We start from the raw sequence: 23,336 nt of genomic DNA, 5'->3' as shown, positions 1-23,336 counted from the left end.
AAGCAATTTTTAGATTGTTAGCTTAGTCACAGCGAAATCAAGGGTGGCAGTGGTGTTAAGTCGATAAGTGGTGCTTGTTGCCAATGGGTTTCGCTGGCAAATAGCCACATTGTCGTCACGCGATCTTGTCTTAGTGAATTCACGTCGACTAATGCCAGTAGAGCATAAAACCGGTGAACGTAGTGCGTGGTCTCAGTGGGTAGCCGTAAATCTGAAAATTGCCGACTACCCGCTCTTTTGATGGCTCGCTGTACACGCCCTTCGCCTGCGTTGTAGGCGGCAAGAGTCAGGTTAATATCACCGTCAAACTTGTTATACAGAAAGTCGAGATATTGCATCGCCGCATGTGTGCTCGGCGCTATTTCAAAACGTTGGTCGTGCTGCTGAGTCACCGTGAGCCCAAAACGTTTCGCAGTAGCCGGCATTAGCTGCCAAAGCCCGGCTGCTTTTGCAGGTGAAATAGCTTTAGGGTTATAGGAGGACTCAAGCATGGGAACTAAAACCAAACTGTCTGGCAGAGAGCGTTTTGAGAGCTGTTTGAAGATCTCATCGACCAAAGGGTTGAATTCTTCAAACTTCTTCATGATCTGTTTCTGGTAAGGCTTTAGAGTGTCTAAATGGGGCTGAATTGCACTCTCTGACGGGCGACTATTCGCATAGCTAGGACGAAACCAGAGACACGCTAAGATAAGTCCCACCCATAAGAGTAAGTGGTAACAGTATATGTTGCGGTTCAGGTTACCTGACATGTTCCCCATAACAGTGTTGTTCTTGCCCTGTTAACTCCCCGAGCAATTCATGGAAGGCGGCCGAACTTTGTCCATTGTCATGATTGTACTTTTGACACTCTTTAATCAGCGCCTCTAGAATTTGCCACTGCTTGGCAATAGTATCGGATAGTTTGGCTGGCAGAGCGCGAATGAGCTTTTTAGCTCCGTTTTCAGAACATGGCAATTGCAGTTGTTGCAACGTGTAGCTGCGTTTACTGGCATTGCTTCCTAATTGCTTGAGAATCGGCAGTTGGTTATGAATGTTGTTACTCAATGCCTCACCATCAAACTTTAAGTACAGCGCTTTTTGATGCTGTAGCAGCGCCAATAGCTTGCGATAAAGCTTGATGTCTTCAGAGATTGAAAGCACAAATTGCTGGACTAGCTCTGTCCTTGTTGCTGCCATTTAGTTGTCCTCTTGCTGAGACATAGCCCATTTAATAACGGCTAAGACTCATGTCCTGTATGAAAACGCATTACTGCTTGTGATAACGCTTTGACGTCTAGTCCCAACTCACCTTTCGCCAGTGCATTACGAACCGCCTCAACCTTTGCCATATCGACATTCGGCATTGCGGCAAGTTCGGCTTGGGCTTTATCCAATGCTGCTGTATTGGCATTAAACGCCGACTCAGAAACGGTCTTGCGCGTCGGAGCTTCAGTGGTCTGTGTTTTAGATTGATTAAAGTTGGTTTGGGGGACGTGCCCACCGGCCACCTTATCGATTTTCATCACAAAATTCCTGTCTACATTGTCGTTAACAGTATAGGGCGACAGGCAAACAAAAAGTATTAAACAATTTGTTTGCCTATTATGAGGTTGTCTTAGTTAATCTCGCTGACGCGGATACTTGCTGGCATACCTAGATAGAGATTCTCCCTTCCTTGATAGTCGCTACTATCGCCCTCATCCGGTAGTTGGAACGTCAGTTCAGTGCCATCATTGATACTTGAAACCAAAACCTGTTGCGAGGCTAGTGCTTGCTTTTTGATACCTTGAGTCAGATATGAGTATGTCCCCGGTGAAAACTTGAGATTTACGTTCAAAACAATTTCATTAGGGCTTGTCAAAGCGATATGTTGAAAATGTTTTGTGGGAGCCGATACATTTGGATCATCATGCGCAAAGGGGTCGGTAACGGTCACGCTCCATTCTCCGTCATTGAGTTTGACCATTTGTACCAAGGCTGCCTTATTACTCGTCACACTTAACCCATTATTAAACACTTGTGTTCCAGCCGCCCTAAAGACGATTTGTGCAACCTCGTGTGAAGAACTGCTAGCCCGGTAGTAGATAGCTTCTCGTTGTTGCTCTGGTGATTGATGGACTTCTAACTGAGTAAGGATTTCCTCAACTCGTTGTGGCATCTCATCTGCAGTGACAAAAGGTAATGTGAGGTAGGTGTAGTGACTTCTTTCTCCTGACCCTTCAATCTCTGTTCCATGGTTTATTGCAATAAGCAGTGGCGTTAAGCGCTCACCTGTTTCTGTACCAGGTTTCGTCGGGTCTGAATCCGGAATACTGTCACCGCCCCTTAAGTAAGTTCTGACTTTTTGTCCGTTTTGCGGTAAGACAATGTAGCCTTTGTTTCCTTGATGGAACCACATTACTTGGTCACTTAGACTAAGGGTAGGGTCACTGGCTGGATTGGATGACCAACTGGTTTGTATTTGAGTAGTCTTTCTACCACCTACACCAACACTCTCTCCCTGACCAGGGTTGTAGACAAAAGGTGTCTGCCAATTGACTTGGTCAATAACCGTGAGTATTGGCGAGTTAGCCCCTGTAGTGGACAAATCATCGCGTACCCGATAAATACGGTTACCCATGGCAACGACTAGCTCATCAAGGAAGAAATATGACTTATTCGCCGTGACGCTTGTATAGCTGTGATCACTGGCATGCTTGAATGCCGCCATCGAATAGGCTTCATCAGGGGTTTGATAGCTGTTTGTTAACACGGATGAAAATGCCGATGGATTGCCCGCCGATTCGCTGGATTGCAATGGCAATTTGTCTTGCCTCCAAGCTTCGGTTACTCCGGGGAGGAGATGCCAATCCCAATCGTAGCGGATATTACTGTAGTCCTTATCGCTGGTTTTGATTTGCAGCACTCCGCGACCATTCATGAATCCAAATGAACTTTCTGAGAAGCTTTCTGCCCCTCGAGTTCGCTGCGACTCAAGTTTGACCGAACTGAACCACTCCTTAGTTTGTGAGTCAGTAGCATCCCACTTACTTTTGCGATGAACCAGATAGTCATTTGACCAGAATGCATTAGCGCCTAATTGTTGATGAGAGTTCATTAAAATGTTCTCAGTCATTTGTGTAAGCGTGGTAATCATATTGTTATCTGTTGAGCTTGGGGCAGAACTGGTCAGTAGCTCAGCATCTTTTGATAGTATGTAGCTGCCGAAATCACTGACATGAGCTTGGTAGTGACTTCTTCCAGTTGCTTGAAAATCAGTGGCTTCACCATAGATTAGCCATGGCATTGTGTAATTTAAGACATTTAGCGAAAACTCATAAGGTGTTTTGGATGCTTCGAAAGCAGTCCCTTTTAAATAGGACGCGAATACAATAGGCTCTTCGGTTAGCCACTCATAGCCGTAGGCGTACATAGCTAAATCCTGTCTTAACCCTACATGATGACTCATGGTGCCATCAGGAAGTAACCCTGACTGCCCATATTTTTGCGCGCTAATACCGTTACTATCAATCCAAAATTTGAAATCCTGAAAACTACCTCGAGGGCTCCAGCCGGGTAAAATTGTGGTGCCAGCGGACTGCCATCCTAATCCAGGTTGGTCGCCTTCATAATCTGGATACCACAATGCGTTATAGGTAATTGGGCGGTTATAGTCTTTAAAGAAAGCAATCATAGCAGCCCAGGTTCTTAAGCGGTGAGCTCGGTTGGCATCTGACCAAGCTCCAGAAGACGCGGCTAAATCGTCGGGATTAAAATAGCGGAAGTAATCGATGGAGGCTTCATTATTAGGCAAGTCGAAAGCAACCTCAGATAGAAATTCACTGGCTTTATCAAAGACTCTTAAAGATAGGCTATGCTCTTCTCCAATGCCGTTATGAATGTCTTTCGCTAATGCGATAAGGACACCTGAAATGGGATCAGTGAAGCGCCAAGCATGGGTCGTATCGTTGTAGTCTACTCCGGTAAAATTACCAAAGTCGGAACTTGGAAATGCATCTAGCCAGGCTTCCAATGCCTTCAGCAACGTCGTCTTTAATGAAGAGCGCTCTGAACCAAATTGATATTCAAACAAGTGCGTGTAAGCGCGAGACAGGGCGGCTAGGTGCAATGCACTTTGTTCAAGCTCATCCGCTAAGATTGAAGGTGTGACGACTTGCTTGCCGTAATCGGCCAGATCGTCTTCATTTGGGTAGTCGTAAAAATTAATGGCAAGACTGGTGTCTTCTATCCATCCTGAACCACTGTTTTTAAAGCCGCTACGGACTTGATAATTGTTTGCACTCAGTTCGTTTATTTGTTGGTTTACCAGTTCATAGGTGTAGTCTCTACCACTGTGCAGGCGATACGCTTCGTCTGTTGCATAGATATAAAACTGGTCAAAAAACTGCTGCCAAGCCGTCTTGTTGAGAACTTCCACAAGGGTTTCTACTCTGGCTATGGCGATACCATCTTCCTGTAACTCAATCTCTACCAGGTGGTTGTTATCCCAATTTACACTTCCATTGTCTTTCAAAGATAGAACCCCAAATAATCGCCCATCTCTGTCTCTAACATTAGTGAGCTCAAAAAGATCGCTATTATCGCGGGTCAGGACAAAGGCGAGATTAGCATCAGGCGCAGACTCTGGAGCAAAGCGATTCGTTACTGGCTGAATTCGGCCAATGACTTGCGCGTTTGTTTTAGATTGGGTCTGGATTTCAAACCGATTAAACAACAAGGTTTCAGTGGCAAATGAAGTATGTTTGAAGCGTTGGTCGCTTTGGTCATCATTATCACCAATACCATCGCCATCGCTGTCGCGATAGTTTCCGGAATCGAATGGTAACTCATCGACTCTTAACCCTGAGTCGAGTTGACATTGGAGATTACATTGCTCGTTCCAACTGTCAGGGTAGCCGTCACTATCTGTATCTACGCTGGCGGCGTGGTTATTTGGAAAGGCATCTTTGTTGTCACCTACACCATCCCCGTCGCTATCCAGCCATTCTGTTGGATCGTTTGGGAAAGCATCTCGACCGTCTGATCTACCATCGGCATCCATATCGACAAGCTTTGTTAATGAGAAGGCATCGAGCGATGCACCGTTTGCGTCATCAAAACGCAGCATTAATTGATGGTTTCCTGCTGATAATGGGATGTCGGCGTTCAAAATGACGGCTTGGTATAGGCGCGGGTTAGCTACATTGGCCGTATAGTCGAGGTTAAAAATGTTGTTAATGTGAACTGATAGTTCCACGGGTTTGCTGACTTGACCACTGCCAGCCATGAGTTCGAGCTGATACAAGCCACTCTCTTTTACGTTAAGGTCGTATATGAGCCACTCACCATCAGCGGTGTTAGCGACTCCATAAGTCGGGTTTCCTATCGCATCACTTTGATTATTGTTTTGAATATCGACATCCACATCCAAACGATGCTGGCCTTTTGAATTTCCAGCGGTTGAGTCAAAGTACGCTTCGCCATTTTCAGCGTATTGAAAATGCTCGGCTTGCATGTTGCCTGGCACTGGCATTACTGGGTCTACCCAGAGATCGGGAAGTAATGGATAAATGTCGGCATTGTCTCCCACCCCATCACTATCTGAGTCGAGCTGCTCATCGGCGTCATTTGGAAAGGCATCTAGTGTTAGCGAAGTGGTCGAGTCTTGCTGGGTTTTCCCTTCATTCCAGTTATCTGGGTAACCGTCGCCATCGCTGTCAATACTGGCAGCAGGATCATCAGGGAAGGCATCTGTATTATCACCAACCCAGTCTCCATCCCGATCAGGGGAGACGTTAATTTCAATATCCCGAATTCGAAAACCATTGGAGGCAAATTGTATTTCTAATTGTTGACGGCCCTCATGTAGGGTTAGACCTTTCAGAATAAACGGCTGAAAATTGTAGGCACCAGCACCTTGGGTGTTAAAGGCTAGACTGCCAAGCGTTTTACCCGTGTCATCTTTCAAGGTGAGAGTTTTATCTTTACTGCTGTCAGATGCTAAGTAAAAGACAGCGTCATAGGCCCCACTTTTGGCGACCGCCGTTTCAAATCTTAGATATTCTTGAGGTTGAGTCCAACCCACCAAGGGGAGTTGGTCACTGACTCGAATATCAACATCCTCTTGGCGATAACCTCCACCTGAATTGCCCTCGGTTGTATCGAAGTATTCGCTGTAATCTGCGGCGAAAAAGCGGCCAGGTAATCTAGCATAATTGACAAGGCTAGAACCGGGACCATATTGAGTGTCTGCGGGAGAGGCGGCTTGCTCCAAAGTGAGCATAAAGTTATCTAATGACAAGGCTCGATCATGCAAGCGAGCTTGAATCGTAACATCACCTTGTGGAAGCCAGATATCAGAGAGAGTTTCGTTTTGAAAGCTGCGCACATCGGCGACATTGGGTATGTAGGTTAGAGTGCCAAGATGGCTGCCATCGGTCAGATGAAAACTCAGTGTTATGGAGTTGGTCGTATTACCGGCGACTAAAGCGTCTAATCGATATTTTCCCGCTTGTTCTATGTTCACCGTGTAATTTAGGTATTCGCCATTGTCGCTCCAGCCGATAGCATAGCCGCCCGAACCATTGCTTCTAATATCAACGTCATCTTGACGGTATTTACCACCAAAATTGCCTGTACTGCTATCAAAATAGCTGACATTTTGGCCCCCTGAGTCATAGTCTTCAAACTCAACGGTAATTGTATTTGCAGCATGCGAAAATGGTGCAAGTAGGGTTAGTAACCCAATGGCATTGCACCTAGAAAAGGTTGATCTTTTCATAACCACCACTTTTTGTTTTATGGATAATTCTGTTGTTTTTCTTTTTACGATAGCTCGCGTAAATAGAAGGTGGTGGTTGGATTTTTGAACGAATATCGCAATTTACAACATGAATGACGGTATGTATTGATAGGACTTATGGATTGAGTTGTGAGCATTGGGTCTGGATAAGATTAAAATTGCGTATGCACCTGATTGAGTCCAGAGACAATAGCTCGAATCACCTTCTTCGATTGGCTATTTTGCACCTCGATTTGCTCACCTGCTCCACCAGTTTCCAACGCAATGCCCTTCGTGCTGGCATTGAATTTTCCTTTTGCTGCAATGATGACGACTTCATTGCCCTTTTCGACGAGCGGGGGCTTGACCACGAAGCTGGCATCAATAATTTGCCCTGTTCGCATGCGGCGAGAGACTTGGTTGCCAATGATTTGTGATAAATCGGCAACGAAGTGAACGGCGCGACTGAGAGTGCGAGTTTCCAGTTGTACCGATGCAGCGGTGATCTGAGTATCTCGATTTAATGTTTGACTGGCGACGGCGACAGGCAGCGATAAGGTCACTTTGGCGCTGGTGTTGATGCGCCAATCGTTGTGACCATCTTGGCATTGCACACTGCGTCTTAAGTTGCCTACAGGCAGTGCTTGACTATCTCGGCTGGTGATAATCAGTGGTGCTTGGCATTTCGCTAAATGTTTTGCTGACTCTGGAACGAACATCACCAGATTGGTCTCGTAGTGTTGCCAGTTTTGTCTCTGTGCGGTGCGCTCGATCTCCGCCAAGACTGACTGTTGTACTGCCATTTCCACATCTTGTGGCGTCATTTTTTGCGGAGTTTCGGCTTGTGAAGGTAAAGTTAGCAGCAGAAAAAAAGCACTTCCTAGCCACTTCCTCATCTCACGTCTTGCTTCCGTAAAACGGAAGTTCCATTTCCTGATAAATATGTAAGTCATTGTTTTTGTTTTATAAAAAAATTGGCACATATCTTGTAATTTCCCTTGGTACTTCGCCCATTTAAGGACAAGAGACATGGCAATCAGTTTTGATAGTGCATTGGGAGTTCACCCACAGGCACTCAACTTTCGGGTTCAGCGTACCAAGGTGCTTGCTAGTAACTTAGCAAATGTCGATACCCCTGGATACCTAGCCAAAGACTTGAGTTTTACCACCGTGATGAAGCAAGCCAATCCGAATGGTGTGCATACGCCAACACCAAAATTGGACATTGCGACGCAATACTCAGTGCCTTACCAAAACAGTAAAGACGGCAATACCGTTGAGCTCGGTGTAGAGCAAGCCAAGTTCACCCAAAACAACATGGATTTCCAAACCAGTCTGACCTTTATGAATATGAAATTCAGTGGTTTGGCTAAAGCGATAGAGGGACGCTAATCATGTCATTCACTGATATCTATTCCATCGCAGGCTCTGCGATGACAGCGCAAACTGTGCGATTGAACACGGTGGCAAGTAACTTGGCAAACGCTGATGCCGTGTCGGCTAACCCCGATGATGCTTACAAAGCGCTAAAGCCAGTATTTGCCACGGTATACAGCCAAACTCAACTTGCCGCAGGACAAAATGTGTATCCGAATGCGGAAGTGCGCATTGTTGATGTGGTGCAAAGTGATGCCAAAGCCGATCAGCGTTTTGAACCGAACAACCCGCTGGCAAATGAAGAAGGTTATGTGTACTACCCAGGTGTCGATGTGGTGGCGGAAATGGCCGATATGATGTCGGCAACTCGCAGCTTTGAAACCAACGTTGAAGTGCTGGCTAATGTGAAAAGCATGCAGCAAGGCTTGTTGAGACTAGGAGAAGGACGCTAATGAGTATCGCGCAATTTACCGCTCTGGATACGGACACGCCGGCTCCGAGTCAAAGTAATGCTGGTATCGCTGCCAACCCACAAGATATGAACAGCGCAACATCACTGCAAAATGAGTTTATCACCTTGATGGTGGCGCAGATTCAAAACCAAGACCCACTGAACCCGTTAGACGGCACTGAGTATGTCAGCCAATTGGCACAGTTCTCTCAGGTACAAAGTACCGAGAACATGTCGATGCTGATGCAAAACAGCATGGTGCTGTTGGATAACATGCAAGTGCTTTCAACCGCAGGGCTGGTGGGGCAAACCGTGTATGTCAGTGGTAATGAAGTGGAGCTATCGGACGGGGTACAAAACGGCCGCGTTGAGCTGGCGCATTCATCCAATCAAGTGACCTTAGTGGTAGAAGACGAGTTCGGTCAGAAAACCAAAGTGCCGCTTGGCGCGCATCCTGCGGGAGACGTGGACTTTTCCATCAACCCTGAAGAGTTGGGTCTTAAACCCGGTAAGTACTCGCTATCGGTAGAGGTTCAAGAGGGTCAAGCGGATCCTAATTTATTGCTTGCCGGTGAAGTGAAGCAAGTACGAATTCCAAGTAACGGAGGCGCAGCCATGGTGAATATCGCTGGTGTTGGCAACGTGCCTTTCTATCAAATCAGTCAGTTTGGTGCCTAGCGCCTACGCTCATCGCACAACAACGTGCTGAGACACATTATCAGAATTAGAGGACATTATGAGCTTTGATATCGCATTAAGTGGCTTGGACGCTACTAACACTCAGCTTAATACCATTAGCCACAATATTGCTAACGCATCGACTTACGGTTTTAAAGAAGCGCGTACAGAATTCTCTGCGGTGTATAACGGTATGCAAGCCGGAGGGGTAGAAGTCGCATCCATCTCGCAAAACTTTGATAAGAACGGTTCGGTTTCTGGAACAGGTCGTGCAATGGACTTGGCCATCAATGGTAATGGCTTCTTCGTCACTAAAGACCACATGGGGCAAACGCTGTATACCCGTGCGGGCGTATTTGGTACCGATAAAGACAACTATGTGGTCGGTAATACGGGGGCGAAACTGCAAGGTTATGGTGTTGATAGCAACAATAATCTACTGACGGGTTCAGTGGGTGATTTGAAGATCAGTACTTCATCACTAGCAGCACAAGCGACTGATAAATTGGACTTTGTGGCTAACTTTGACGCCAGCTCAAAAGTGGTCGATCAAACGGTGAACCCATTTGACCCAGCAGACCCAAGTTCTTTCAACTCGTCTTATACTTCCAAAGTTTACGACTCCTTAGGCAACTCTCATACGGTGACTCAGTACTTCACTAAGACTGCAGACAATACTTGGGAAGTGAATGTTCAGGTTGACGGTGGCAGCACGCCAGCACAAACGGTTCCGGTTACCTTCAATCCGGATGGCACACTAGCCTCACCAACGGGCAGTTTTAACGTTGCGTTCCCTGCGGCAGGTGCGAATGCCATGAGCATCGATATTAGCCTTGAAGGCAGCACTCAGTTTGGCGCGGCATTTGGTGTGAGTACCAACAATCCCAACGGTTACACCTCAGGTGAATTAGCAGGCGTGCGCGTTGAAGATAACGGTATGGTGTTTGCGACCTACACTAATGGTCAATCTCAGTTGCAAGGACAAGTGGTGTTAGCCAACTTTGCTAATCCTCAGGGGCTTGCAAAAACCAATGGTACCGCATGGACTCAAAGCTATGGCTCAGGGGCACCTGTTATGGGTACTCCGGGCTCTGGTGTGTTAGGTGACCTGACACCGGGTGCATTAGAAGGCTCGAACGTTGACCTGACCTCAGAGTTGGTGAACTTGATGACAGCACAGCGCAACTATCAAGCTAACGCCAAAACCATCTCAACCTCTGACAAGCTCACTCAAGCTCTGTTTAACGCAGTATAAGGTGTAGAGCATGGATAGCTTGTTATTCACAGCAACCACAGGGGCGAGCCGAGTACTCAAAGCGCAACACGTTCGCTCCAACAACTTATCGAACGCGGACACTGCAGGTTTTCGCGCCGATATGGAACGCGTTAAAAGCATTCCCCTACAAGGTTCTGGTTTTGATGGCCGCACTATGGTGGTCACCAACTCGGCTGCGACACGCTTTGATGCTGGCGATGTGGTGAAAACGGGTCGAGCGCTAGACATTGCCATCATGGGCGAAGGCTATATCAGTGTACAAACCCCTACCGGCAATGAGGCATACACTCGTGCCGGTAACATCAAAGTCGATGAACTGGGTGCGATGAGCATCAATGGTTTTGCCGTGGTTGGTGATAATGGCCCGATGGTGCTGCCTGAGTTCCAAAAGGTAGAGATCAGTGAACGTGGTCGTGTTTCGGTGATTCCTCCAGGTGGTGGTGCCGAAGTGGAAGTGGGCACATTGAAGTTGGTCAAACCGGATATGAATCAACTGCAAAAGGAAAGCGATAGCTTGCTGCATAGCCTTGATGGTCAACCTTTTGCTGCTGATCCAACGGTAAACCTCGCCCCTGAACATATCGAAGGCAGTAACGTGTCAGCCATTGATGAGCTGCTTAGCGTTATGTCACTTACCAGAAACTTTGAGATGCAAATCCGCATGATGAAAACAGCGGAAACCCTTGCGCAATCCGGCAACAAATTAATGAGCGCGAGCTAATCGCTCGCGCCAAGGAGTAAACCATGCATTCAGCATTATGGGTCAGTAAAACAGGGATGGCCGCCCAAGATACAAAAATGACGGCGATTTCCAATAACCTTGCCAACGTAAATACCGTAGGTTTCAAACGCGATCGAGTGGTGTTTGAAGACTTGTTTTATAGCATTCAGCGCCAGCCAGGCGCGCAAGTCGACCAAGTGAACCAACTGCCAACTGGGGTTCAGTTGGGTAGTGGTGTGCGAGTTGTGGGCACTCAAAAAGTCTTTACTCAAGGCAGTGCGCAAAATACGGGTCAAGATCTAGACCTTGCTGTGATGGGACAAGGCTTTTTCCAAATTGAAAACTCTGATGGCCAGATCATGTATACCCGAAATGGTCAGTTCCATGTCAACTCAGAAGGTCTGATGGTAAACAGCCAAGGTTTGCCATTGGAGCCACAAATTCAGATTCCCGATAACGCTTTGACACTCTCTGTTGGTGTGGATGGCACGGTGACGGCGACCACGGCTGACGGTCCTGCACCACAGGATCTAGGACAAATCACCCTAGCGAAATTTGTTAACCCCGCCGGCCTAGAGGCCATTGGTGGTAACTTGTTTAAAGAGACCGAAGCCAGTGGACAAGCGGAAGAGCTGATTGCTGGTGAAGAAGGGGCGGGCAGTATCAAGCAAGGCGCATTAGAAGGCTCAAACGTGCAAGTAGTTGAAGAGATGGTCGATATGATCACCACCCAACGTGCTTATGAAATGAACGCCAAGGTAGTCTCGGCTGCCGATGACATGCTGAAGTTCGTCGCACAAGCGGTGTAGGTCAGTAAAGTTGGGAATTAACGGAAAAGGGATAAGTGGTATGAAATGGCTTTCTCGCTGGGGAGTGGTAATTGGGCTACTCGTGCTTACTGGCTGTGCAGCTCGACCAGAGTTTGTACCGCCAGAGCCGGATGAACAAAAGTATGCGCCGCCTGAGCTCAATTACGCGCTGCCACAAGCAACGGGAGGAAGCCTCTATCGCCACCAATATAACTTAACCTTATTCCAAGACCGTCGAGCGTACCGAGTGGGTGATGTTCTGACGATTTTGCTGGTGGAAGAAACGCAATCGAGCAAGAAAGCGGATACCAAATTCGGCAAGACGTCTAAAGTGGATTTTGGTGCGGCAACCGTTGGTGGAAACACGTTTGACGAGACGGCGGTGGGCCTTAATGGCAGTCGGGCTTTTGATGGCAGTGCCGCTAGCTCCCAAGGTAATAAGTTAGAAGGTGCTATTACGGTCACGGTACATGAAGTGATGCCCAATGGCGTACTTAAAATTAGTGGTGAGAAATGGATTCGTCTTAACCAAGGCGATGAATTTATTCGCGTCACCGGCATTATTCGTGCCGACGACGTGGACCGTTACAACCAAGTGTTTTCCCATCGGATAGGGGATGCGCGTATCACCTACTCTGGACGTGGTGCTTTAGCTGACAGCAACTCTGCTGGCTGGCTCACTCAGTTCTTCACCAGCCCATGGATGCCGTTCTAATGACTCAACAACGCTATTTCTTTACTTCAATTCTACTGGCATTTTCTCTCGGTATGATGTCATCAGCCAGAGCCGAGGTGGAAATCCCAATTATGGATCTGGTGGACGTACAGGGCGTGCGTACTAACCAGCTTGTTGGTTATGGTTTGGTTGTGGGTCTCGACGGCCAAGGTGACCGCAACCAAGTGAAGTTTACCGCTCAGTCTATCACCAATATGCTGCGCCAATTTGGGGTACAAATCGGTGATGATGCGAATCCAAAATTGCGTAACGTCGCTTCGGTGAGTGTCACGGCTTCGGTGGATCCGATGGCAGGCCCTGGCCAAATGTTGGATATAGTGGTCTCGTCAATTGGTGATGCCAAAAGTTTACGTGGAGGCACGTTACTCTTAACGCCATTGCGAGGTGTGGATGGTGAAGTCTACGCAGTCGCCCAGGGCAATGTGGTGGTTGGTGGTGTGTCTGCGGAAGGACGCAGCGGTTCTAAAATTGCTGTGAATACTCCCACTGCGGGACGAGTGCCTAATGGCGCCACTTTGGAACGTGAGATCCCGTCGGACTTTAACTCTCGCTCTCAAATCACGTTGAACCTGCGTAAAGCCAGCTTCACCACGGCAAAAAATATCGCTCGTGAAATCAATGGTACGTTTGGTCCAGATGTGGCGATAGCGATTAACAAAGTGCGCGTCGATATGCGTGCGCCGAAAGACACTCAGCAGCGTGTGACCATGATGTCGATGCTAGAAGAAATGAGTGTAGTAGAGGGACGTAAACCTGCTCGAATCGTCTTTAACTCGCGTACCGGTACAGTTGTCGTCGGCCAAAACGTTAAGGTGACGGAAGCCGCGGTGAGTCATGGCAATCTAACGGTATCGATTACTGAGTCTCAACAAGTGAGTCAACCGAATGCTTTCGCTGACGGCGATACGGTTGTGGTCGATCAATCGAAAATTGATATCAGTGAGGACCAAGCGCAAATGGTGATTTGGCCCGAAGGCACGGAGCTCAACACCATCGTGAATGCTGTCAACAGTTTAGGGGCAACCCCAACCGATTTGATGTCCATTCTACAAGCCTTGCATGAAGCAGGTGCGCTCAATGCCGAGTTAGTAGTGATCTAGGAGAGTGTGATGAAAATCGACGCGATGAATGACAGCACGAGAATTAATAGCATGCTCTATCACGACAATGCCGCTCTGACCAACATTAAACACAGTGCCGATGATCAAGGCGCATTAAAAGAAGTCGCTGGGCAGTTCGAAGCCATGTTCTTGCAGATGGTACTGCGCCAAATGCGCAGCAGTAGTGACGTACTGGCAGATGAAGATAGCCCATTCTCTTCGCAACAACATGGTGTGTTTCGGGATATGCATGACGGACAATTGGCGATCGAACTTTCCAAAAAGCAGAATTCTGGCATTGCCGATATGCTGGTGAAACAGCTGAGTCCTACTCAAGCGTCGGCATCGAATCTCGAGGTGCAGTTCGACCCTAGTTTAACGCGTACCCTAGGTTCGGCTAACGATATGGAAGCAAGTTCACAGGTTAGCACAACAGCTTCGCTTCATAGTGACGATGTGATTAATGGCATCGACCATTCCGTCGCCCTCTCTATTCAGTCCCCAAGCGAGGCGGCCACGACCATGGCGTTTTCTCAGCCTCTTATTAGAACAACGGAGCTCTAGTTATGAACCTCGTCAATATTGCGCTTTCAGGCATGAATGCCAACCGAGTGGCATTGGATGTGACCGCTCAAAACGTCGCCAATATTAATACGCCGGGATACAGCCGTCAGCAAGCGGTGATGGCGTCGTTGGCTGGGGGGAAATACGATAAAACCAGCCCAGGTATGGGGGTGGAAGTGACCAGTATTCGCCGAGTGACCGATCAATATTTGGTGAAGCAAACGTGGTCAACGGCCAGTGCCGCTAACTATGCGTCGGGTTATACCAGCGCCATGAGTCAGTTGGAAAACATGTTAGGGGCTGATGGGTTTAGCTTGTCGGCGGGCTTAGATTCTCTGTTTGCAGCTCTAAACGATGCGACGACAAAGCCGGAATCAACCCCACTGCGTCAACAGGTGATTAATGAGTCAGAGGCCTTAGCTCGCCGCTTCAATACATTGACCGAATCGCTGCACAATCAACATAAAGATGTACATGACCAGCGTAACGCCGCTATTTCTCATGCAAACAGCTTGATGTCCAATATCGCGGAAGTGAATAAGCAAATTGTCGAAATGCAAGGTACGGGCGGTAACCCTGCGCAGTTGATGGACACGCGTGACGCGCTTGTCGGAGAGCTTTCCAAAGTGATGGAAGTGAAGACCACCGATCAAGCGGATGGCAGTATTCAAGTCTCATTGGCTTCAGGGCAGCCCTTGGTAATGGGCAGCGATGCCAGTGTGATTAAGGCGATTCCTGACCCAAGCGATCCCTATCTTGCCGACATCCATATTGAGTTTGGTAACCAAACCTTTGCCGCTAAAGGAGATCTTGGTGGTAAGTTAGGCTCACTTCATGACTATCAAGTGGACGTACTCAAACCTTATCAAGATGCCATCGATGATATGGCGCGTAGTTTAGCGGATGAAATGAATGCGGTCTTGGCGGCTGGTCAGGACCTTAATGGCAATGCGGGTAAGGCCCTATTTAGCTACGACCCAGCGAACCCAGCAGCCAGCTTAACCATCACCGACATTAAGGCAGATGAGTTAGCGTTTTCGAGCGATGGCAACCCAGGTAACAGTGATAACCTCAAAGACTTGATTGCCATCAGTAATAAACCAGTGACCATCACTGGCTTTGGTTCCCTATCGCTGAATGACGCGTTTACTGCGATGGTCGGCGAAACGGCAATCAAAGCTCGCCAAGCGGAATCAGATTACCAAGCGAAACAGTCAATGTTTGAACAGTCGGTGGCAGCGCGCGATAACGTCAGTGCCGTCAACAGTGATGAAGAAGCCGCAAACCTAATGACCTTTGCTAATGCGCACAATGCCAATATGAAGGTGATCAGCACAGCTAACCAACTGTTTGATTCCGTTTTGCAGTTATTTTAAGGAGTTAGTATGAGAATCAGTGATACTCAATTTAGCCAGATGATGCTGCAAAGCTTGCAGACCAATAATGCTGGGCTTGGCAAAGTGCTACAACAAATGGCGACGGGTGATCGGCTGACTAAATTGTCTGACGACCCAATGGCTTCGATTCAGTTGTTGAACCTCGACCGTGAAGGCAGCGCGATTAATCAATATCAACGCAACATCGCCAATGTGAAAACCACGCTATCAAGCCAAGAGGTTTATCTCGATTCGGTTAATGAGAGCCTAAAAAGTATGCGCGAATTGGTGCTGTGGGGTTCCAATGGCACGCTGACGGACGAAGACCGCGACGGCATGATCACCGAGCTGGAAAGTCTGCGTGATTCCATCGAGTCTTCGTTTAATGCTCAGGATGAAGAAGGGCACTATTTGTTCTCGGGCACCAAAACTGATACGCCAGCACTATCAAACTCTGGGGCAGGTTATGTCGTCGATGGTAACAGCGATAAGCGAGTGGTGACGGTTGCGAAAGGTGTCACCATGGAGTCGAACATGACGGCCAAGGATATTCTTGAGCTTGGCGGAGGAAACAACGTACTTAATCAAATCGACGCGTTGATTGTCGAATTTAAGAACCCGAGTCCAAATTTCCAAGCTGAAGTTGATGCTAGCCTGAACGCCATAGATGATACCTTGGGTAACGTGCTTGGGGCGATGACAGAGATTGGTGGTCGACACAATAACCTTGATTTGATGGATGGCGCACACGGTGAAAACAAGTTATTCGTTGATAAAGTGACCAGTGATATTTCTGCGTTGGATTACGGCGAAGCATCTGTTCGTCTCAGCAACTACATGGCGGCATTACAAGCGACTCAAGCCAGCTATGTAAAAATTAACGATCTCTCGCTTTTCGACCGTATTTAGGTCTAAGAATTAGGTAACAAGGAAAGGTGTTATGGCAGTAAGTACGGTTGAAGTTAGACCGCGTAGTATCAAGCTAACAGGACAAGAAGCGGCCAGCATCGCGCCCTCACAAGCGTCCACTGATACCAGTACCTCACTGTCAAAGCGCCTGCTAAGACCTCAAGCTGACATTACGTCAGCTTATTCACTTTCAGGCGTGTTGCTGACACAAGGTCAGCAACACGCTACTTCAGTGCAGATTGCCACTAAGGCACTGCAAGGTGTCGGTAAAGAGCTCACCCAAGCTAAACGCCAACTGACCCAAGCGCTTTCGCATGGTGTTAACAATACCATGCCTGATTCGTTGGCGCGCTCTAAAGCCACGATTGAGGCGACATTGAATCAAGCGCGGTTTGATGGCAAGCGAGTGGTGGATAATGAGCTGAACCTTAAGCTCGATACCGCCGATGTGCGCCGTTTCTCTATTCCAGGACTCAATGTCCATCGCATGAGCGAAAGAGCCGAGCAAGTTCGACTTGATTTCCCAAGTGGTGGTTCGGTTGTGCTGCAGTTTGATGGCCAATCTGACGGTGTTCGAACCGTGAAACAGCTCGATCGCAGCTTAATTCCCATGGGCATGCGTGCCTCTTTATCGCAGGATGGCAGCATTTTATTTGATGTTCATGAATCCGCATATGCGGCCATGCAGCAACAAGTGTTGGTTACTGGGCAAGGACACCGTTTCCCTGCCGGACAAGCGAACGCATTCAATATTCAGGCAGAGCCTGATGGCATGGCGGAGCTAAAATTCGATTTAACGTCTCGAGATGGCATCAAGCAGTCCATTGCTAAGGTCAATCAACATTTACAGCAAGCACAAGTAAGCTTAAATGAAGCCAGACAATTTCAATCTCAATTGAATACCCAAATGACGCGCATTCAAAGCCAGTCTAATGTGCCATCTTCAGAACAAGTTTCCCAAAAGCTCAATGACTTCACTCAGCTCTCTCAAGACTTCACCACTACATTTAAAGCTCTCAACGCTCAAGCGAATGTTCGTCGTCATACTGTAGTTGCGTTGCTTAAATAATCCCTTCGAAAACCTCGGAAACAAATCATTATCCTCACGGATGTGAGGATTTGCAGCTGCCCGTGAAAACAGAATGGTCACGGCGGCATCCTGTCTCTTGCAATCTCAAATAGACCGTCATCTTCGTGACAACGAAGAACTTATAAAGCTCGTAGATAACTGAAAATTAAAGAGTAAGTCATGTTATTTAGGTTTACGATGCGCTGTATGAGATTCCCTTTTTCAAGGGAATGACGAACGTTTTTTTGGGGGGATGACACCTGAGGTAAATGACTTACTAAATAGGGTTCAAGTCATACCAAAAAGAAAAAATACAAAAAGCAGATAAATGCCAACAACATGGCGGAAAGCGTGGGGTAGATGATATAGGCATCGCGCTTATTGGTGCGTCGGAAGCAGAGGAAGGTCAGTAGGCCGTTGTAGACCACCAGCAGTAAGCTGATCCCCGTTCCTCCTTTTAAAGACAGCGTGGATAACTGACTTAAAAACAGAGCAAGCAACGCGTAATCAATAATGATCAGCCACAAAAATGCTTTTTGAAGCGGGTCAGATTTGCTGTCTGCAATGTGAGGATGAGTTTGACGCATAACACGCTCTACTTCGATGAAATCAATAAGAAATTATTAGCATATTTAGGTGTTCTACCTAAGCATAGAACACCTTATTAAGCGCGCAAGCTAAAGTGCTTGTGGCTCTACGGAAGAGGTGCCTTCCGACTCAAAGCGAATGGTATCGGTTCGGAACACAGGTTGATTAAACTGAGCCTTCTCACGTGCCTTTTCGACCTCGTTAGTTGGCTGTTCGCCAAATAAGGTGCTGATCACTTCGGCAGCTGGAGTGGTCAAGATAAACAGTTCAATACGGCGGTTCTCACTCGATTTAGGATCCTGTTGATTGAGCAGCGCTCGGTCAGACATTCCGGTGACCTGTAACACTCTCAGCTCTGGCATACCGCCAGCGACCAAGGTCTGTCGGGCGCTGTTGGCTCGAGACGAGGACAGTTCCCAGTTAGAGGAGCTACTGAACGCTTTACGGTATTGCGTTGCATCTGTGTGCCCACTGATGATCATCGGGTTTTCAACGCGCTGGAATACCGGCGCTAATGCCAATAACAGGTCTTCAAAGAAAGGGGTAAGTGTTGAACCACCTCGTCGGAACATGTTCTGCTTATAGTCATCTTGCAGCACGATTCTTAAGCCTTGCGGGGTGACCGTGACGTCAACGTTCCCATCTGCATTAATCTGGCGCATCATTTCATTGACCACTTTAGCCAAGGCTTCCAAGCGCTCCTGGGTATCAAAGGTGCCGTTGATCAGTGAGTCAGATTCTGGTCCGTCGCGATCTCCTTGGAAAAAAGAGGTCACGGTATGCACTGAATCATGACGGCTAGTCACCGATGATTCGGAGGCAAGATCAATAGGGGAGATACTTTGTGAAGTATCGAAAAGACTGCCAGTGCTCTTATCAAATACACTGGCCATTTGTAGGTGGGCGACAATCGCTTTGCGCTCTTCTTTGTCGACCACTTGCATGACCCATAACACGAGGAACAGAGCCATTAACGCGATCATAAAGTCGGCTAGGGCGACTTTCCAAGCACCGCCATGGTACTCATGGTCATGGCGGCGTCCTGAACGCTTAAAGACGACTTGCTCTTGTTTTTGCATTATCCCTCCTGTTCAGCTAGCCACCTCTCCATTTGATTAAAGGTAGGTTTGATGTCGAGCTGAATGTGTTTGCGGCCAGCATCAATCGCAAGCAACGTCGGCTTTTTCGCTACATAGGCGACCAGTGTCGCGCGGATGCAATCGAAGGCTGACATATCACGCTTAACGCGCTGAGCCATGGCATTACTAGCTGGGTCTAAACAGCAGTAACATCCGAAAATACCTAAAAATGTACCTACTAGAGCGGCGGCAACGTGATAGCCAATCAAGGCAATGGAACCATCAATAGCTTGCATGGTAATGATGATGCCGCCAACGGCTGCCAATATTCCAAAACCGGGTAGAGCTTCTGCCGTACGTTGCATTGAGCGAGATGGAAGCAGCAGGTCCGATTCAATCGCTTCAATCTCTTGCTCTAGTAGTCCCTCTAATTCATGAGGCGACATTTGTCCCATTGCCATTAAACGCAAATTGTCGGTAATGAAAGAAACAAGACGATAATCACGGCTAACCAGTGGGTAACGGTTGAAAATCGGGCTTTGTTCTGGGTTCTCGATGTGTTTATCGAGTGCTTTGAAGCCACCACTGCGAACGGTTTCCAACAAGACTTGTAGTAATGCCATTAATTCCATGTAGAACGCTTGCTCGTCCTTATGAGGTGACATAATAGAGCGAAGCTGGCTGCGCATTTCTTTCAAGACTTGCGGAGGGTTACCTATGATCAATGAGCCGACTGTGGCACCGATGATGATCAGAAATTCGGCTGGCTGCCAAATGGCCATCATGCTTCCCCCGGCCCAAACGTAACCGCCGAAGACACATATCAGAATAATGATTGCGCCCATAAACTTTTGCATATGTGACTCCTAAGAAGATAGTAATTGGTTGAGTTGTTTTAGCGCTTGTTTGTGGAGCTGACAGATCCGTGGTGGTGTCAGTTCGAGTACCAAGGCGATTTCATGTAGGTTGAGTTCGTGCTGATAAAACAGTGTCATCAGCAGTTGTTCTCGTTTTGGCAACTTTGCGAGAGCGACCTCTAGACTGCGGCGAATATGCTCATGGCTCATGCCTTCATAGGCACTATCCACCTGACCTTCCAGCCCTTTTTCTATCAACTGATCGAGACTTTGCATCTCGCCAGCCATTGAGGCGCTGAGCCGAGTGTGATAATCCGCTTGATCGGTGCCGAGGGCTTTAATGATCTCTTGCTCCGTCGGCATTCGTTTTAGTGCTTTGGTGAGATCGCGGGTGATATCGTTGAGCTCATGGGCTTGCTGGCGTGTTTTACGTGAACGCCAATCAAGTCGACGTAGCTCATCCAAAATAGAGCCTCGAATACGACACACAGCAAATGCTGGGAAGTTGGGGTCGTCGATATTGCCATAGCGACGCCCTGCTTCCAGTAACCCTATCAAACCTATTTGCTGCATGTCTTCGATGCTGCAATGGGTAGTAGCATGGTTACGCAGTTGATTGACCACTCGTTTCACCAAAATCTGGTGTTGGCTCAGAAGACGATTTTCATCAATAGGTGTCGTTGGCGAATTCACTTCGTCGGCGACACCATAACTGTCCGTGTAATTCATATCCAACATAGGCGGCCTCTACTGCACGACGTATTTGGTAAGCAGTACATCGTCGATATCGCGTATCACCTCAGTTTTAGCAAACGCCATCATCACGGTGTTTTTTACTTCGTCTTGTAGCGATGCAAGGGCTTGTTCGCCGTGAAGGTCTTCATAAGTTTTTTGGCTGAACAAGTTGAGCATGGCATTGCGGACAATGGGCATGTAGTCATTGATGTTCTGTAGTCGATCTGGACGGCGAGTTTCTACCGCTAGCTCTATCATTACAAAGTGAGTTTGCTTCTTGCCTCTGACACTCAGTACAACCTTGTCCAATGATTGAAAGCTTGGGCCTTGGCTACTTTGGTTGTCTTGGGTCAAAAACGACAGCGGAGTGTCTTCAATCATGCTGCGGTCATCGCCTGCTTGCTTTAAATACCAGGCTGCGCCAAACACAGTAGCAGCAGAGACCAAGGCACTGGTCACTATCATGGCGATGAACATGGCGAAGAGTTGCGGTTTAGTCATAATTTATTTCCCTATGAGGTACTTAGTGCAAAGCACTAGGCTTGCGTACTTAGCCAGTGTTCAGCAGTGGTAAATGTGGATTGAAATGAAGAGTCATCATCAAAGCGACGAGAGGCGAGAACCGTCGACTCTTCCTCCTGACTATGCTGCGGTGATTCGTGTTGGCCTTCTCCAGTACCGACCTGAACGTCAACATGCATAAAGTTCTGGTTTTGCAGTTCAAATCGAAGACGTTCTGAGACCTGCATTAATGCCTCGCGTGTAGCAGCAGCGTTCGCATTGATTTGCACACTTAAACGATCGCCTTCAACACGAACCATAAGATCCAATTTGCCAAGATCAGGCGGATCTAATCTGATCCGAGCCTCTTGCAAATTTTGTTGAGCTTGTAGGGTGACTCGATCGTTGAGCACCTGCAGCATTTGCTCTCCCCATTTGCCCGCTTGAGTGTCTACGCGTACCGGTGCCCATTCTGTTGTGGGTGGTGTGGTGGACACTGATGCAGGAGTGGCTTGATGACCATGAGTTTGTTGGGCTGACGAGGTCTGGCTACTTACGTTTGTTAGTAAGTTAGCTATCTCTGCATTAATGGGGCGAGAGACGGTGTTGTCTGGCGCTGTTTGTGCTATCAACTGAGTAGGGTTGAGCGAGCTACGTGGTGAGCTTTCTTTGCCTATCGCTAATGATGGGTGAGCGACATTTGCCTCAACTTGAGGTGCTGCGGAATGGCGAGTATTGGCATTGACCACAAACTGACTAAGTAGCTCGGAAGCTTGTTGCTGCAGTGAGGTTGCAGGCGTTTGGCTTGTTGCAACGGCAGAACCTTGAGGCAACTCTGGCTCGGTAATCAGGGTTGCCAGTGTAGCGTGCACAGCACTTTCGTCCGCGTTATCTGCCTCGTTGGTTAACAGAGGGTCATCAACCGAGGATTGATCGTGTTGTTTTGGCACTTTGACGAGTTGGCCAAAAGGGACAGCAGCGTCCTTAGGTGATGAGGTACTTGCCGCATTAATGTTCTGGTTTGATGAACCATCACTAACACGCGCCGAACTGTCACCACTTTGAATATTGGTCATGGTTAGCATGGGGTTACTCCAATGTCATCGCAAGTTGATAAGCCACCGTTCGCTCTTTTTCCTCGCTCACACTGTGGAGGCGTTTTTTGAGCTCACTGGTTGCAACGGACAAAGCTTCGTATGCCGCTAAATGAGTCAGTCTAGCGTGGCGAATTTCGGGTGCTAACCTAGGGTCCTTTAAGTAAGGTCTATGGGTGTCCAAAAGCTCACGAAGTTGTACGTCGTAGCGTTTTAGTGCGTGCCAATCTTCCGTTTTTGTCGCGATTTCAATAAGTTTACTGAGGTGTCGGAATCGCTCAGGGGACACCTTATGCTTGATTGCCAAAATTCAACCATCCTTCTCTGATATTGCCCATCACACGCTCTACACTGGCGAGCTTTTCCACGTCATTGTGAATACTGGCTTGATAGAGTTCGATTTGGCAGAAGTCATAAAGTTGGTGCAAGTTCTCGGCGATTTCGCCACCATTTTCATCATCAAGTGCGCTATCGAGGCCGACAAGAATGTTCATACACTTGCTGATACCATCGCCTTTTTCCGCTAAGCGCCCTGCGCCTATATGACCGCGCACACGTTCAATCTCATTAAGTAAACCGTCGATCAGCATCACCACGAGTTGATGTGGGTTTGCGGCGGCGGCTTGGGCATCTAAATCGACCTGCTGATATGAGTCGTAGCCTGAATCCATTAGCAT

At 47.8% G+C, this 23,336-nt stretch carries 25 protein-coding genes; 12 read left to right on the top strand and 13 right to left on the bottom strand.

From position 1 onward, the window contains the following. Window positions 1-26 precede the first annotated feature (26 nt). The 5 genes from AWH66_RS17735 to flgA form a co-directional block, all read right to left on the bottom strand. Window positions 27-584 carry a lytic transglycosylase domain-containing protein gene (locus tag AWH66_RS17735; protein ID WP_373682920.1) on the bottom strand — a complete coding sequence of 186 codons (558 nt, stop codon included), beginning with the start codon at window positions 582-584 and terminating at the stop codon, window positions 27-29. A 154-nt stretch (window positions 585-738) separates the two neighbouring features. Next, window positions 739-1,176, bottom strand: coding sequence for a flagellar export chaperone FlgN (flgN, locus tag AWH66_RS17730; RefSeq protein ID WP_063604210.1), 438 nt, complete (start codon window positions 1,174-1,176; stop codon window positions 739-741). A 41-nt stretch (window positions 1,177-1,217) separates the two neighbouring features. Then, window positions 1,218-1,502, bottom strand: coding sequence for a flagellar biosynthesis anti-sigma factor FlgM (flgM, locus tag AWH66_RS17725; RefSeq protein WP_006072105.1), 285 nt, complete (start codon window positions 1,500-1,502; stop codon window positions 1,218-1,220). A gap of 92 nt (window positions 1,503-1,594) precedes the next feature. Then, window positions 1,595-6,739, bottom strand: a complete 5,145-nt coding sequence (locus AWH66_RS17720; RefSeq protein ID WP_063604211.1) for a polysaccharide lyase family 8 super-sandwich domain-containing protein — start codon at window positions 6,737-6,739, stop codon at window positions 1,595-1,597. 173 nt (window positions 6,740-6,912) lie between these two features. Further along, on the bottom strand, window positions 6,913-7,635 hold the full coding sequence (flgA, locus tag AWH66_RS17715; RefSeq protein WP_063604244.1) for a flagellar basal body P-ring formation chaperone FlgA: 723 nt from the start codon (window positions 7,633-7,635) through the stop codon (window positions 6,913-6,915). Between the two features lie 133 nt (window positions 7,636-7,768). On the opposite strand from flgA, the gene flgB reads away from it, so the two are divergent. The 12 genes from flgB to AWH66_RS17655 are packed head-to-tail and all read left to right on the top strand — an operon-like array spanning window position 7,769 to window position 17,805. Continuing rightward, window positions 7,769-8,131 (top strand): flagellar basal body rod protein FlgB, encoded by a 363-nt coding sequence (gene flgB, locus AWH66_RS17710; protein ID WP_006072109.1) that lies wholly within the window; start codon window positions 7,769-7,771, stop codon window positions 8,129-8,131. Between the two features lie 2 nt (window positions 8,132-8,133). Next, the gene (gene flgC, locus AWH66_RS17705; protein WP_006072110.1) at window positions 8,134-8,568 is read left to right on the top strand and encodes a flagellar basal body rod protein FlgC; all 435 of its coding nucleotides are present in this window, start codon (window positions 8,134-8,136) and stop codon (window positions 8,566-8,568) included. Next, window positions 8,568-9,245, top strand: a complete 678-nt coding sequence (gene flgD, locus AWH66_RS17700; RefSeq protein WP_063604212.1) for a flagellar hook assembly protein FlgD — start codon at window positions 8,568-8,570, stop codon at window positions 9,243-9,245. Before flgC ends, flgD begins: the two co-directional genes overlap by 1 nt. Before the next feature lie 58 nt (window positions 9,246-9,303). After that, a complete protein-coding gene (flgE, locus tag AWH66_RS17695) occupies window positions 9,304-10,500 on the top strand; it encodes a flagellar hook protein FlgE (RefSeq protein WP_038228686.1) in 1,197 nt (398 codons plus the stop codon). A 10-nt stretch (window positions 10,501-10,510) separates the two neighbouring features. Next, on the top strand, window positions 10,511-11,242 hold the full coding sequence (locus AWH66_RS17690) for a flagellar basal body rod protein FlgF (protein ID WP_006072116.1): 732 nt from the start codon (window positions 10,511-10,513) through the stop codon (window positions 11,240-11,242). A gap of 23 nt (window positions 11,243-11,265) precedes the next feature. Next, complete coding sequence (gene flgG / locus AWH66_RS17685; protein WP_006072118.1) at window positions 11,266-12,051, top strand: flagellar basal-body rod protein FlgG; 786 nt, start codon at window positions 11,266-11,268, stop codon at window positions 12,049-12,051. 40 nt (window positions 12,052-12,091) lie between these two features. Then, complete coding sequence (gene flgH, locus AWH66_RS17680) at window positions 12,092-12,766, top strand: flagellar basal body L-ring protein FlgH (protein WP_006072121.1); 675 nt, start codon at window positions 12,092-12,094, stop codon at window positions 12,764-12,766. After that, window positions 12,766-13,887, top strand: a complete 1,122-nt coding sequence (locus AWH66_RS17675; protein ID WP_063604213.1) for a flagellar basal body P-ring protein FlgI — start codon at window positions 12,766-12,768, stop codon at window positions 13,885-13,887. The genes flgH and AWH66_RS17675 overlap by 1 nt, the downstream gene beginning before the upstream one ends. A gap of 9 nt (window positions 13,888-13,896) precedes the next feature. Continuing rightward, window positions 13,897-14,451, top strand: a complete 555-nt coding sequence (locus AWH66_RS17670; protein ID WP_063604214.1) for a rod-binding protein — start codon at window positions 13,897-13,899, stop codon at window positions 14,449-14,451. Window positions 14,452-14,453: 2 nt separating this feature from the next. Then, window positions 14,454-15,827 carry a flagellar hook-associated protein FlgK gene (gene flgK, locus AWH66_RS17665; protein WP_063604215.1) on the top strand — a complete coding sequence of 458 codons (1,374 nt, stop codon included), beginning with the start codon at window positions 14,454-14,456 and terminating at the stop codon, window positions 15,825-15,827. 9 nt (window positions 15,828-15,836) lie between these two features. Beyond that, window positions 15,837-16,736 carry a flagellar hook-associated protein FlgL gene (gene flgL, locus AWH66_RS17660; RefSeq protein WP_006072129.1) on the top strand — a complete coding sequence of 300 codons (900 nt, stop codon included), beginning with the start codon at window positions 15,837-15,839 and terminating at the stop codon, window positions 16,734-16,736. Window positions 16,737-16,767: 31 nt separating this feature from the next. Further along, window positions 16,768-17,805: a hypothetical protein gene (locus tag AWH66_RS17655; protein ID WP_063604216.1), complete on the top strand. Its 1,038-nt coding sequence runs from the start codon at window positions 16,768-16,770 to the stop codon at window positions 17,803-17,805. Between the two features lie 293 nt (window positions 17,806-18,098). On the opposite strand, the gene AWH66_RS17650 is transcribed toward AWH66_RS17655, so the two are convergent. From AWH66_RS17650 to fliS, 8 genes are all read right to left on the bottom strand, one after another. Continuing rightward, complete coding sequence (locus tag AWH66_RS17650) at window positions 18,099-18,392, bottom strand: hypothetical protein (RefSeq protein WP_063604217.1); 294 nt, start codon at window positions 18,390-18,392, stop codon at window positions 18,099-18,101. A gap of 90 nt (window positions 18,393-18,482) precedes the next feature. Then, complete coding sequence (locus tag AWH66_RS17645) at window positions 18,483-19,472, bottom strand: flagellar motor protein MotB (RefSeq protein ID WP_063604218.1); 990 nt, start codon at window positions 19,470-19,472, stop codon at window positions 18,483-18,485. Further along, entirely contained in the window at window positions 19,472-20,329 is an 858-nt protein-coding gene (gene motA, locus AWH66_RS17640) for a flagellar motor stator protein MotA (RefSeq protein ID WP_063604219.1), read from the bottom strand. The genes AWH66_RS17645 and motA overlap by 1 nt, the downstream gene beginning before the upstream one ends. A gap of 9 nt (window positions 20,330-20,338) precedes the next feature. Next, on the bottom strand, window positions 20,339-21,067 hold the full coding sequence (locus tag AWH66_RS17635; protein WP_006072137.1) for a FliA/WhiG family RNA polymerase sigma factor: 729 nt from the start codon (window positions 21,065-21,067) through the stop codon (window positions 20,339-20,341). A gap of 9 nt (window positions 21,068-21,076) precedes the next feature. Beyond that, window positions 21,077-21,565 carry a flagellar basal body-associated FliL family protein gene (locus AWH66_RS17630; RefSeq protein ID WP_006072139.1) on the bottom strand — a complete coding sequence of 163 codons (489 nt, stop codon included), beginning with the start codon at window positions 21,563-21,565 and terminating at the stop codon, window positions 21,077-21,079. Window positions 21,566-21,600: 35 nt separating this feature from the next. After that, entirely contained in the window at window positions 21,601-22,650 is a 1,050-nt protein-coding gene (locus tag AWH66_RS17625) for a flagellar hook-length control protein FliK (RefSeq protein WP_063604220.1), read from the bottom strand. 4 nt (window positions 22,651-22,654) lie between these two features. Next, window positions 22,655-22,966, bottom strand: a complete 312-nt coding sequence (locus AWH66_RS17620; RefSeq protein ID WP_083400066.1) for a LafD — start codon at window positions 22,964-22,966, stop codon at window positions 22,655-22,657. Next, window positions 22,950-23,336, bottom strand: a complete 387-nt coding sequence (gene fliS / locus AWH66_RS17615; RefSeq protein ID WP_006072145.1) for a flagellar export chaperone FliS — start codon at window positions 23,334-23,336, stop codon at window positions 22,950-22,952. The genes AWH66_RS17620 and fliS overlap by 17 nt, the downstream gene beginning before the upstream one ends.

It is taken from the genome of Vibrio barjaei, from assembly GCF_001639065.2.
GTDB lineage: Bacteria > Pseudomonadota > Gammaproteobacteria > Enterobacterales > Vibrionaceae > Vibrio > Vibrio barjaei.
Note: the sequence above shows the minus strand (reverse complement) of the source record. Positions and strands in the feature narration are given on the sequence as shown.